The organism is Laspinema sp. D2d (assembly GCF_025370755.1).
Taxonomy (GTDB): Bacteria; Cyanobacteriota; Cyanobacteriia; order Cyanobacteriales; family Laspinemataceae; genus Laspinema.
On sequence record NZ_JAMXFC010000053.1, the window covers coordinates 22,620 to 35,029 of the forward strand.

At 49.5% G+C, this 12,410-nt stretch carries 10 protein-coding genes and 1 pseudogene; 5 read left to right on the forward strand and 6 right to left on the reverse strand.

Going from position 1 to position 12,410, the window contains the following annotated elements:
- The first annotated feature begins 700 nt into the window (after window positions 1–700).
- Window positions 701–3,610 (forward strand): DUF5906 domain-containing protein, encoded by a 2,910-nt coding sequence (locus NG796_RS24295; RefSeq protein ID WP_261209849.1) that lies wholly within the window; start codon window positions 701–703, stop codon window positions 3,608–3,610.
- 211 nt (window positions 3,611–3,821) lie between these two features.
- Here NG796_RS24295 and NG796_RS24300 read toward each other — a convergent pair whose 3' ends face one another.
- From NG796_RS24300 to NG796_RS24310, 3 genes are all read right to left on the reverse strand, one after another.
- A complete protein-coding gene (locus NG796_RS24300; RefSeq protein WP_261209850.1) occupies window positions 3,822–4,157 on the reverse strand; it encodes a XisI protein in 336 nt (111 codons plus the stop codon).
- A gap of 230 nt (window positions 4,158–4,387) precedes the next feature.
- Complete coding sequence (locus tag NG796_RS24305; protein ID WP_261209852.1) at window positions 4,388–4,888, reverse strand: type II toxin-antitoxin system YhaV family toxin; 501 nt, start codon at window positions 4,886–4,888, stop codon at window positions 4,388–4,390.
- A 2-nt stretch (window positions 4,889–4,890) separates the two neighbouring features.
- The gene (locus NG796_RS24310; protein ID WP_261209854.1) at window positions 4,891–5,229 is read right to left on the reverse strand and encodes a type II toxin-antitoxin system PrlF family antitoxin; all 339 of its coding nucleotides are present in this window, start codon (window positions 5,227–5,229) and stop codon (window positions 4,891–4,893) included.
- A gap of 277 nt (window positions 5,230–5,506) precedes the next feature.
- Between NG796_RS24310 and NG796_RS24315 the strand changes: the two genes are divergently transcribed.
- Both NG796_RS24315 and NG796_RS24320 read left to right on the forward strand, forming a co-directional pair.
- Window positions 5,507–6,112 (forward strand): type IV toxin-antitoxin system AbiEi family antitoxin domain-containing protein, encoded by a 606-nt coding sequence (locus tag NG796_RS24315; RefSeq protein ID WP_261209855.1) that lies wholly within the window; start codon window positions 5,507–5,509, stop codon window positions 6,110–6,112.
- A 182-nt stretch (window positions 6,113–6,294) separates the two neighbouring features.
- Entirely contained in the window at window positions 6,295–6,495 is a 201-nt protein-coding gene (locus tag NG796_RS24320; RefSeq protein WP_261209857.1) for a hypothetical protein, read from the forward strand.
- A gap of 98 nt (window positions 6,496–6,593) precedes the next feature.
- Here the strand turns inward: NG796_RS24320 and NG796_RS24325 are convergent.
- Both NG796_RS24325 and NG796_RS24330 read right to left on the reverse strand, forming a co-directional pair.
- A pseudogene (locus NG796_RS24325) lies at window positions 6,594–6,704 on the reverse strand (recombinase family protein); the annotation flags it as partial.
- A gap of 195 nt (window positions 6,705–6,899) precedes the next feature.
- Window positions 6,900–7,619: a recombinase family protein gene (locus tag NG796_RS24330; protein WP_261209859.1), complete on the reverse strand. Its 720-nt coding sequence runs from the start codon at window positions 7,617–7,619 to the stop codon at window positions 6,900–6,902.
- A gap of 252 nt (window positions 7,620–7,871) precedes the next feature.
- On the opposite strand from NG796_RS24330, the gene NG796_RS24335 reads away from it, so the two are divergent.
- A complete protein-coding gene (locus NG796_RS24335; protein WP_261209861.1) occupies window positions 7,872–8,156 on the forward strand; it encodes a hypothetical protein in 285 nt (94 codons plus the stop codon).
- A gap of 280 nt (window positions 8,157–8,436) precedes the next feature.
- Window positions 8,437–9,471: a ribbon-helix-helix domain-containing protein gene (locus tag NG796_RS24340; protein WP_261209862.1), complete on the forward strand. Its 1,035-nt coding sequence runs from the start codon at window positions 8,437–8,439 to the stop codon at window positions 9,469–9,471.
- Between the two features lie 328 nt (window positions 9,472–9,799).
- Here NG796_RS24340 and NG796_RS24345 read toward each other — a convergent pair whose 3' ends face one another.
- Window positions 9,800–11,719 (reverse strand): relaxase/mobilization nuclease domain-containing protein, encoded by a 1,920-nt coding sequence (locus tag NG796_RS24345; protein ID WP_261209863.1) that lies wholly within the window; start codon window positions 11,717–11,719, stop codon window positions 9,800–9,802.
- Between the last annotated feature and the right edge of the window lie 691 nt (window positions 11,720–12,410).

The following is a 12,410-nucleotide window of genomic DNA, read 5'->3' on the forward strand; positions in this document are numbered from 1 at the left end:
CTCAAAAAGCACCAGATGGAGACCCGATTCACTCAGATGGACTAAAATTTTCCATAATGAATCCCCAGGGGCGATCATGCAACTCGACCCATATCGGCTGATTTATGCGAATACAGCCGCGAACCGAGCACCCCTCTGGGCGAAATTCTCCGAAGCTGATCGCGCTCGGTACCTTCTGGCCCTATTCCGGATGGGGTCCACTCGGGGAATGGGGTCTACTCGGATCGGGTTGAACGGGCTGATGGGGAGTTTGTGGCGAGCGAAAAGCTCAATAAAAACCGTAAGTTTCACCAGGTCCACCGGGTTTATACGGCAGAGGTTAAAGTTTTTATGAGGTTTTAATCCTAATGATTTCTTAATAGGAATCAATTCTCAACCTAATAACTGGCAAGGCATACCAACGCCAGCCATCTTGTTCAGGCTATCAGTAGTGAAGCGGTAAAATATAGGTTGGGCTGAACCAAACTAACGGCGAAGCTATTAACACCCTTCGCTAATTCAGTGATAGAATCAATCCATACAAAAAAAAGAGGTCCCCTGCGCTTCCGGTTGTTTGCAGCAACCCGCAGAGAACACCCCACCAAAAATACCAACAGGTATTAATCTTAATTTCTGAACCTATCTTAACACTAAAAGGTAGCCAGAAATGATTGGGGCAAAATAAAGCGTAGGGGACCCCTTCCAATACAAAGGAGGCCCCATGACTAACTCAATCCTAGCGCAATCTACTGCATCTACGTCGGGTTACGAGAGTTCAAGAGATCGCCAATTGGTAGATCTCAGCCAATACACAGATCGCCTCACGCCTACCTCCAAGGGAAAATATGAATGCCCGGTGTGCGGAGGGAAAAACTTAAGTTACAGCCGGACCGAGCCGACCAAATTCAAATGCTTTTCAGGGGATTGCGACTCCCTAGAGATCCTCAAGGCGATCGCGCCAGAACGCTTCGAGAAGGGTCAGGCCAACAAAACCAAGACCATCAAGCGCTCGCCTGCTAAAAAAGCGAAACCCGCACCTATCCCCGAATCGGGAGAGTTAGCCCGACTCCAGTGCAAGCCGACTCCACCTCAGAAACACCAGGATAGCAAAGGGACTCATACCACCTACCCTTACAGCAACACCCAGTGGGTGATCCGACTCGACCCCGCGAACGGCAACAAAAAGCGCTTTACCCCTTATCACATCAACGAAGCAGGCCAAACTATCGCGAAAAAGGGCGACAAGCCCTGGCCCCTTTATAAGGAAGAGGAAGCAATTGCCGAAGGAGTTGGGAAATGGATTCTCTGGGTTGAGGGAGAGAAATGCGCGGATGCTTCTCGTTGGCTTCAGTTTGTGACGGTCACCCCTTCAGGCAGTGCATCTACCGGCGAAACAGAAGCTGCAATTCTGAGACTCCAAAAGGCCGGGATTGCAGGGATTGCCCTGATCCGGGACATGGATTCCACAGGGGAAAAGAAGGCAGCTCATATTGCCCAAATCTGCCATCGGTGGGGAATCCCAGTCATAGATCTGGCGGATTATCTTGACATCCCCGACAATCAAGATATCGCAGACTTAGTGAAGGCAGAGATGGAGAACCGAGAGGAACTAATTAAAAAACTCAACAGGGCATACGGGATCGCCCTGGGAGAGACTCGCCAGCTAATCGAAAACTTGCCAGACAACCACGATGGCAAAAAGCCTCAAAAGAAAAGCGCCAGCGATTATGCACAAGAATTGTTTGGCGAATGGCGAGATCGCCTAGCATGGGACATCCAGGCGGGCGAGTGGAAGTGGTACGGAGTCGAGAAGCCCGGATTATGGTCCCGGTGCGATGTGGTGGAGGTCCATGCAGTCATCCAGGCTTGCCTAGATCGTCAAGGGAAAAGCTATGGAGCCGGACTGGTAGCATCCATTGAGCGGTTGATGCGGGCCAAATTTAAGGTTAAAACATTCGATGCAGACCCCAAACTCATCCCGTTTGTTGACGGCGTTTTTAATCTTCAAAGCAACTCATTTGGCGAACACGCTCCCGGATACCGACTAACTTGGCAGCTACCCCGACGGTATCACTCACCGGAGGCTGGAGACTTTGGTTCGATTGCCCAATGGCTTGACTTCGTGACCTATGGCGATCGCAAAAGGCAGCGAATGATTGAGTGTTTCATCGCCGCCGGGATCCGGGGCATGAGCCACCTGCACAAATTTTTGTTTCTCATCGGCAAAGGTGGGACGGGGAAATCCACTTTAGTGCGCCTGATTGAGGCGATCGCCGGTGAAGAAAATTGCTGGAATGGCACAATCGCCGGACTGTCAGACAAGCATGAAATTATTGACCTGCTAGGGAAACGGTTCGCGATCCATGATGATCAGGATTCGATCCGCTCTTGTGGTCTGTCCGAGTTCAAGAAAAGCACCGGAGGGATGAAACTCCGAGGACGACACCTCCATCAAAACCCGGTAGAATTCGCTCCCACTGCCTTGCACGTCGTCACCGCCAACTACGCGATATTTCACGGTTCGGAGAGCCAGGGAACATGGCTATCTCGGCGGATTATCACAATGGCGTTTGATCGCGAAGGCGGCCCCCAGGTGCAAGCTCTTGAACGAAAATTCAAAGCTGAATTACCGGCCTTCACCCGCTATCTGCTGTCAATTTCCTCCGAGGAAATTGAGGCGACGTTGCGCGGCGGGGGAAATGATATTGCAATGTCCCCAGCCTTTTGGGAGAGCAAGCTCAGGGATTCACTCCCAGCTTGGGTCAATGATCATCTCATCTTAGATCCATTCGCGAAAATCCAGGTGGGTGCTAATTGTGACGAGTGGAAGTCAGAAGCGTACAACCCAGAAGCATCCACTCTATTTGGCGCTTACAATCACTACTGCCGAGGGGCCGGGGTGAAGTCAGCGCTGAACCTCACCAATTTCACCCCGACTCTCAAAGAACTTTTCGAGTCACTGGGTTGGAATATCGAGGTGAAACGCTCCTCTAAGGGTCGATATTTTCAGGGCATCCGGTTGAGAAGAGAAGATGAACAGTCCCCGACGGTGCTAGAGACATTGACATCAACAGTGCTGAGTGTCGGGTCTAGTGTTGGGGGTAGTGTCGGGTTAGTGTCGGGTACAGAATCCTTGCTAGGCAAGGATAGTGTCGGGTATGTCGGGTTAACTTCAACTATAGAGGAGTTGAAAAATGAAGTGGTTAACTCATCTTCCCCGCAAGATGAAAAAATCAAAAATATAGTGGTATATGAGGATGAACAACCCAACATCCCCGACACTATCTCCACTGGGCAGGGGTTTCAACCCGACACTCAACCCCATATCCGACCCGACACTCAACCCGACACTCAGCCTGGTGACGAGGAGTTAAGCCCTGAATCAACACCACGTCATTTAGCAATGGAAGCCCACTCTTTAGTAAAAGAACTGGTTGCTCAAGGGGTAGCAAGCCATCAGCAGTTACGAGAATTTGTCAGCCGCCGCTATGGGAGACTTACTAAATTCGCAATGACCCGAGAAGAGTTGGAAGATTTGCTCCGGCTGTTAAAGCTGTATGGTCCGGCTATCTGCTCTCGTGTCACCGGCGAGTTCAACCCACCGACTCAGATTCCGCTAGACCTCGGGTGATTCTTCTCCGTGGCTGCCACCTCGTTGCGAGGCTCGACCAAAATCGCTGAAATGACTTCAACCCGTTTGGAGCCTTACCTCCTTACCAGGTAGGGGTTCAGCTTTTGAGTTCTCCCTTTCAGATGGTCGGTCTGGCGACAAAATCTATGAGCATCGCAAATCGCTTCTGGACTCTGCTCAACATTAGTAAATGGATGTTTGGAATGGATAATTATCCGACTGAGTATTCAGTGAATTGCCGTTTAAAGGGGGAGTGAAACCCAATGACAATATCAGAATTGGGTACACCCATTTTAACTAATTGTTCAGCCACCGAGTCTTCAGTCCCGTTATACTGAATCCAAATTTTACCCTTTTCAATATCAAAGTGCATCACCGGACCAAATACCCGTTTATCTCCCTGCCACCCTACATAATTTAGCTGATAGTGGTCATTTTCACTATCAAAAATAAGCTGGGTTTTTACCGCCTCTACATTCCTAGAAAATTGAGCGTGTTCCTGCAAAATTTGCTTGACAATTTGTCGATAACGTGCTAACTTATGCATGACCAAATTTCCTCTAATTTAGGGTCATAAACTACCAATTTAACCTGATAGCGAATAGAATTAATTTCGCTTCCCCCTGGGATAACCTTTTTTTATGGTGTAAACTAACTCTTCTTCCATTGGATTAATTTTCCTTTAAATAGATCAAGTCATCGCCGAGGAAACTTCCGGAATGATGGCGAGATATTAGCTAGTTGTTGCCAGACAAGAATTGCCTAAAGTATCTCAAATCAGGGCAACTCTAAATTGGCTATCTGCTTTAACCGCTCACTTTCCACTTGAACCTCGGCCATTAAGTCATCCCAGTCATCCGGTGGATAGCCGCTGTTCAGCATTTTCTGAAAAACTCGGTAAGCATCTCTCTTACTCTGATACGCCCGTTTTGAGTTCTCATCATTGACCCAGACAAAAACCAGGATTTTGCTGTCTTGGTGATATCGAAAAAATAATCGGTACTGTTGAAAAAACTTAGCTCGAAACCAATGCTTATATTCATCTCCGAGAGTAGACCCTTGGCGATATTCGTTCCGAGTTGGATCTTGAGGAATGACCTCAAATGCCAACTTAGCAATTGCAGCTAAACGTTTGGTCGCATTTTTGTCTCGATAACCTAGAGGGTCCTTCTGACGCAAATTTTCAACCTGTGTCAGAAGCTGCTCAATCTGCTCGATAAAAAGAGGATGGGCGAAGATAGTCCATCCATTAATCACTAACGGCCCATCGTCAGACAATCTTATTCATCCTCCTCGGGTAGGGAGGCATTCAAATCAATCGCCACATCACCGACCAAAGACTGAACCCGACTAACTAAATCCGAGTTAATGGTTGTCAAGTGCTGAGGATTATTTTCGAGATCTCGTGCCAAAAAACTCAGAAACTTCTCCAATACCGGATCGGTTTCGCTCTCGTTGGGATCCGCACGAGAAATCACCACCTGGCCGTTAGAGAGGATATGATAGCTGATTTTATCGAGCTTCTTCAGGCCCAGTACATTACGAACCGACTCGGGGACGGTCGTTTGATAACGAGCAGTCAGCTTAGATTCTAAGCGTTGGATAGGTTGGGCAGTCATAGTAAGTTCCTTCGCAGCTTCAGGGCTTGTAACCTGCTCGGATACGCCTTATCTTTAGGGTAATGCAATTGCATTGTCTTGTCAAGAAAAGTCCCCTTCACTGCAAGCGGTCTTCATCACGCCTACTGAAGCCAAAGGAGTCTAACGACCCCGGGGAAGCTATCCGCCGCCTTACCAGGACAGCCCTAGAGGTGACAAACTGTCGGTATAATATTAAAACTACCGACAGTTTGTCATAGGTGTTGGGATATTAGAGTACGCAGCGGTCAAACTCAAAATGGAAAACCCATCTAGCTCAAAGCAGGTGTTGCAACTGGCCCGAGATAACCCGCTGATTCGCTCCCGCGACCTGAGAGAGCGCGGGATCCATCCGGAGTCTCTGCGGCGACTTGAACAGCAGGGGATGCTCGTCAGGGCAGGGCGTGGAATTTACACGCTTCCTCAGAATGACCTAACCGAAAATCAAAGCCAGATTGAAGCCTGTGCGCGGGTTCCTCATGGGATAATTTGTCTGCTTTCTGCACTTCGGTTTCATGGACTCACAACCCAGGCTCCTTTTGAAGTTTGGATGGCGATCGCCAACAAAGCACGCCCTCCAAAAGACAATATTCTCCCTTTGCGGATTGTTTATATGTCAGGCAAAGCTTTGAGTGAAGGGATAGAGGAGCATGACTGTGCGGGGCTGCCGGTGAAAGTGTACAGCGTTGCCAAGACAGTCGCGGATTGTTTTAAATACCGTCACAAAATTGGGATGGACGTAGCGCTTGAAGCTCTACGTGAATCCTGGAATGGCAATCGCTGCACCATAGATGAACTCTGGCATTATGCTCAAATCTGTCGCGTAGCTCGCGTTATGTATCCCTACCTAGAATCACTAACATGAGGAACCTATCTGCCTCTGTTTGTCAGAAGCTACAAAATTTTTCTAAGCCGTAAAAGATGAGGTCGTTCCACCCAACCCTTTTTGAGATTAACATGGAGACAAGAGGCATTCGATTACGAACAGCGAAATCATCAAAATGAACGATGAGGGGGCAGTTTTTAGCGCCCCAGGAGAAGAGGGATATGTCTTTAGTTTCTCACGAACAAATGCCCGAGCGTTCTGTCTCGACCTTGAAAGAAGAATGGTCAGCCCAACCCGTGTTGAAACCTGAGCAGGTTAGAGCCGGAGTTAACACAATAATGACCCATGAGCAGCGGATAAAATTTTGGAAAAATTCCCCATTTGCTGAACGTTTTGGATTTGTTAAAAAATCCTCACCTTAAGAAAATTCAGACCCAACTAACCCAACCCCTCCCCGTGCGAGGGGTTTTCTATGAGGGAAAATTGCCCTCCAATACGCCAGTATCCGGATAGGCAGCTTCTAATGGATGTCATTTTCTAGGATTGACTTGACTGAGGTATGAATCCATTTTGGGTTGCCCCGCTTTGTTTTGACCTCCATCTTAGTCAGGATAGCGGATATCGCCCGTAACGATTTCTCCTCGCCCCTGAGTCGTTGATAGAATCAATCAATCTTGTAGTAGATCTAAGCCCAAAGGCTTGCCTCTAAATCTCACCAATAGATATCAGATTGAAATGGCTTACGATATTTCTGGGATTACCTCCTTGGGCAAGCGTTCCCCGTTTTTTATGTGTTAGTAAAAGTTTAAATCGTTCATAGTCTTTCCTAGCCCGAGTGAATATCATTTTCCAGGATGCCTTTAATGGTTGCAGCGTACCACTGTTTACCCCCTCGTTTGGTTTTATACCCCAACTCGGTTAATTTGGCCGCGATGGTTCGCAAGCTGGCCCCATCACCCCTCATCTGATGAATCAGTGAAATCGCCTCTTGCTCGTTAGCATCAGGGGTCATCTTCCCCGTTTCATCTACTTGGTAACCATAAACCGGACGGCTATAAGCCTGTTTATTCGCTTTCTTGTGTTGCAGCGCGTCGCGGGTTCGTTGCTTACACAGATTCCGTTCTAGCTCGGCAAAACCCGCGACCATTGTCAGCATCATTCTCCCCATCGGGCTGGAACTATCCAGACTCATCCCATTGAAATCCAGAAGATGGAGTGATGCCCCCAGCTTGTCCCATTGGTCGAGGGAAGTGAGGGCATCCGCCGCGTTTCTAAAAAGTCTATCCAGTTTGACGGCGACAATATTTCTGACGGTTTTAGACCGGACTAACTCCACTAATTGGGAACCCCCAGGACGGGTTGATAAAAACTTGCCCGCGCTGACCCCCTCATCAATTAGGGTCTGGACCACGGTTAATCCCTGTTGTTGGCAGTAGGCAGTCAACTTTTCAACTTGAGCGGGTATAGATACTCCCTCTTTCGCTTGTTCTTCAGTGGAGACTCTAATGTAAAGAGCGGTGCTATTGTCAAATCCTTTGGAGGTCATCAGGGGTGGGACTCATCATGAGAGAATTGGGTGGAGCCATCGGGGGGATGGAGTGGAGCCTTTTTGGGGTCGAATGTAAACAAAGGTTCCCTTATGTACATCAGTTTACCTTAAATTGAGTAGAACCCACCTGCCCTCAAACGAGGGGAATCGCGACTGTATCGGCAATTCCCCCTTTTAGTAATACACTTGTATTGGCAACACTGTATTGACACTGTATGCTAACCGTATCGACGTGGGGAACGACAAGCAATGACCCGAAAACCAATTTCACTTCGGATGGAGCCGGAACAGTGGCAATCTTTTGTGGCCCTTTGCCAGGATGAGGGGACCACCGCCACGGAACAGATTTCCATTTTTATTCGCCAGTGCCTCGCGATGGGTTTGCCTCTTTGCGATGAGGATTTGGATGTCAGGGAGTCGAACCGGATCAACAACCGCATCAATTCTGTGGAGGAAAAAATCGGGTTGGCGCTGGCGGAACTTCGCTTACGGCTGACTGAGTTGGAGGAAGAAAACGAACGTCTACAAAATTAAATATTAGTCTAGGTATTAGTCTAGGTATTAGTCTACATGCGTGGGAGACTGCTGCTGCAACCCCAGCAAAACTAGGGGTTGCAGCCGGAAGAGTTACAATTGCAGGGGGATTCCGTTGGGATGGCTGTCGGATTGATTGTAGACTGATTGTAAATTTACTGTAGACTGATAGTTTTTTCACCCTGTAGACCGATTGTAGATTTACTGTAGACTGATACGGTCTTCATACTGTAGTCTAATTATAGACTGACTGTAGACTCTTCAAGGTAGAGGGAAAATCATGACCCAACGTTCCAAAAAGGCCCAGGCGAAGTCATCGAAATCGGGGCGTGCCCAGGTGAATGTCCGGACCACTCCTGAACTGTTGGCCCGGATTGATGAGGCCCGGATTGATACCAGTCGCAGTGAATTTATCGTCCAAGCGATTGAGGCGTACCTGGGAATAGAACCGGCATCCCCTCAGACTTCAGCCTCCCTTCAATCCCTTGTAGACGCTGCGGTTGCTGAGGCGATCCAGGGGATGACTCGTACCCTTGAGTCACGGTTGAAAGCATTGGAAAGTCGGTTTTCTGCTCTTGATGTAGACTTTACAGTAGACGCGGCAATAGACGAGATTAGCCTGGGTGCAGTAGACGCGCCGGTAGACTCGGGTGATGCGCCGGTAGAGGAGGTTGCACAGAGTGATGTAGACCTACCAGTAGACGAGCCGGTAGACTCGGTTGATGATGCGGCGGATGATGCGGTTGAGGGGGAGGAATTGGCGACTTCGGGAGAACCTGGGTTAGAGGAAGCAACCGGGGGCGATCGCCACGGCTCCCAAGAATCTGAACTCGGAGTAGACGAGCCAGTAGACGCGGTTGATGACTCCGTAGACTCGGTGGATGATGCGGTTGAGGACGAGGTTCAGGCAACTGCGGGAGACTCTGGGTTAGCGGAAGGAACCGGGGACGATCGCAACGTTTCCCAAGAATCTACGCTTGGAGTAGACCAATCGTTCGACTTGGTGGATGATGCGGTTGAGGGCGAGGTTCAGGCTACTTCGGGAGAGGTGGGTTTAAAAGAGCCAACCGGGGGCGATCGCAACCGTTCCCAGGAATCTGAGGTTGGAGTAGACGCGCCGTTCGATTTCACTACTCAAGGACTCAGCGGCAAGGAATTGGCCTCAAGGTTATCGGTAAGCCCGTCTTCTGTCACCTCCAACCGTCAGAAAAAAGGCACGAATGCCTTTGCCAAATGGACAAGCCAACAGGATCCTGATGGCCTCGCTTGGAACCATAAAAAAGGGCGATATTATCCTGATGAGCCAAAGGGTTGAGGGTTGTTAGACAAATTTGTAGACGGAGTGCTAGACCACAGGTGGGGAAGAAATTAGACGGAATGTAGACGGTTGACTAGATAGCCGATGGCCTCGGAGTTAGGCGGGTTGGTAGGCGTTTGGCTACACCCCAGACTGACCCCAATTCGCCTAATTTGTAGACTGGGAACTGCTGACTATCTCCCTGGCTAACCTTGGGTTTCAACTCAACTGTAGACAATTTAGTAGACATGGGATTCATCTAGCGAGTCGCTGTTTCCGATGACCCCTTTGGCGATCGCCGCTATGAGAACTGGAAGGCTCCACAGTAACCGGATCTGACAATGCCTCAATCCGAGATATCGAGTTGCCGGGAACGAGAGCGCTTCTTATTCTGAGCGCATTTTTTATCTTGGCTCATCTGACGCTGCATGAGTGGGATAGACCGTTCGAGAATGTAGTTGGCATCCTCGCGTTTGACCTTGAAGGGAACCGGATCTGGAGTTTCCCAAGAACCCTTGCCAGTCGGTCGGCCAAGAATCAGGGTGGAAGAACCATCCAGATATTCCAAAACGAGGTACTGACCCCGCTTGTAAGTCCGGAAGCGATCGCCCTCGACCATCCGCCCACCTCGGTGCTTGAGGTAGGTATTGAGGAATGGAGCCACGGTATTGACCCACTGTTGGTATTCCTGCTCATTCAGAACATCAGGTGGGAACGGTGTTGGGGACGGTGTTGATGCTGGAGACTTAGAGGGTTTTGGTGTGGGTTCTCTGGGGACCGGAGCGACGGTATTGACCCACTGTTGATGTTCCTGCTTATTCAGTACCTCCGGTGGGGACGGTGGAGGCCCCGAGCCACGCAAATTAAACCACGCATTATAGGGTCTCATAGTTCGTTGCATAGAGGGGACGGACCGCTCCAAAATGTGTTGGGCAATGCTCCGCTCAACGGGGAAATAGTTGGGAATCTCCCAAGAAGCCTCCTCAGTGTTATGGGCAATCATCAGCGTTCTTGAGTCATCCTGCTGCTCTAGAACGAGGTGTTGACCGCGCTTGTAAATCCGGAAGCGTTTGCCTTGGATAATCGGAACACCCTGGTGCTGGAGGTAAGCATCGAGGACGGGGGCAACCTGGTTTACCCATTGCCGATATTCCTCCTCATCCAAGATGTCGGGTTTGGACCGTGCCGTTGATGCTGATGCTGGGGATAATTCCGGTTCGGTTGACGTGGGGTTTTGAGCGTCCAGTTGGCGAGCGCTTTGAGTGGGTTCTGAGGACGCTGGGGATAACGGATGTGCGGTTGATCTGCGGTTTTGGGCGTCCAGTTGGCGAGTGCTTTGAGTCGGTTCTGGTGACGCGGCTTTTTGTCGGGTTCTTCGGCGATCGCTTGGCTTAGAAACATAGCGCCAATCATACCATTCGTCTTTTAAAAACAGCTTGAGAACCGGGTCGTCATACTCCGGCTTATAAGCGACACCCCGACGCTGCTGTAATCCTTTTACCGTATAGGCTCGACCCAACGAACTTCCCGCCACGGCAACTGAGCCGAGTTGATAAGAAATTCCTAACCCTCCATTTGAAGCAGGCTGAATCCGAACGTTTACCCCATCCTCTAGCAGAAGTCTCACCAAATCCTGTAACCTGAGCCGGTTCTGGCAGAACTTATCAATGCGGTCCTGGAGTTCAGTCAGGATAATCGGGTCGGCGCTCTTTGAGCGTTTTCCTTCGGCGTACTCGCGGTTTTGGCGTCGGACTCTTCTGATTTGGCCGGTGGAGGGATTGCGGCGATCTGTCTCCCAGACTGCGGGGACGTGATGCAAATCGAACTCTTCACTCAGTTCTCGGTGGGCTGCCTGGGAACGATACCAATCATTGAAGCTGCTGACCGTGCAACCGCCATCTATCGTCACCCGATTCACCACCAAATGAAAATGGTCCCGGTCTTCGCCGTTTTCGGTTTTGGTGTCGGTATGCCGGACCAACAACCACTGACAATTCTCATGGCCCATGCGCTGGCAGAATTTCTGGGCATACCGATAGGCCGTTTCATCTGCCATCGGCTGATTGGGAGGGGGGCTAAAGCTGTAGTGGGCCACGGGGTATTCCGTGCGGCGTCGTTTGGCAGCAACCCGCATGAATTGAGCCGCCCATTGGCTGGAGTGTTCTCCCCAAAGCTGACTCGCCCCAATATATTTGGCCCCAGGCTTGTCAAGGACATAGCTGAGGATGCCTGTGAAATCATTTCCTTTAGTAACTTTCCCAATCATGATGCTTAGGATTGTTGACCCTGTTTTTCAGTTTAAAAATTGGCAGGGCTTGAGCACTCTAACTTGGGAAAGATTTTCAGGACTTTTTATGGAGGTGCAGAACTTCCTTGATAACCCATATCACTACAATTGTTCCGACGCACCTTCCAAAAAACCTCTGCCTAATTGTAGGAACATGGCTAAAAATGGGTTGATGATTTAATCCAGGAATAGTGGGAAATTGAGGCGTAGCATTTCTGAGAAAAATCGTCAAATCAGCCGAGAATTGCTGCTATAGGGTTGGTCAAGGTGCGGGGGGAATCGATAACCGCCTAAAAAAACTGTAGACACAATGACATACCATTGCTCTGCCGAGGGATAGTAAGAAAACCGTGGGGCAATTGTCGGCCAACAGGGGATAACTGGGCTAGGGCGGGATAAACCAGATTTAGCCTAAAAAATCCCTCCCCCCCGAGGAATTTTTTGGGGTGATAGCAACATCTGTAAGCTGGTTTGTATCGACGGCAATTGTAACAATATGTAATAATTGTGCCTACGCTGTCGGAACAATGGGGATGACAGCGACAGGGAAAATCACAAAAATCCCTCCCTACCGAGGAAAAACTAATCATCCATATTAGGGGTCGATGGGGAAATCACTTTCCCCACCTCCCATTCAGAACCCAGCGTGCCACTTTCACGGCACTAGGCT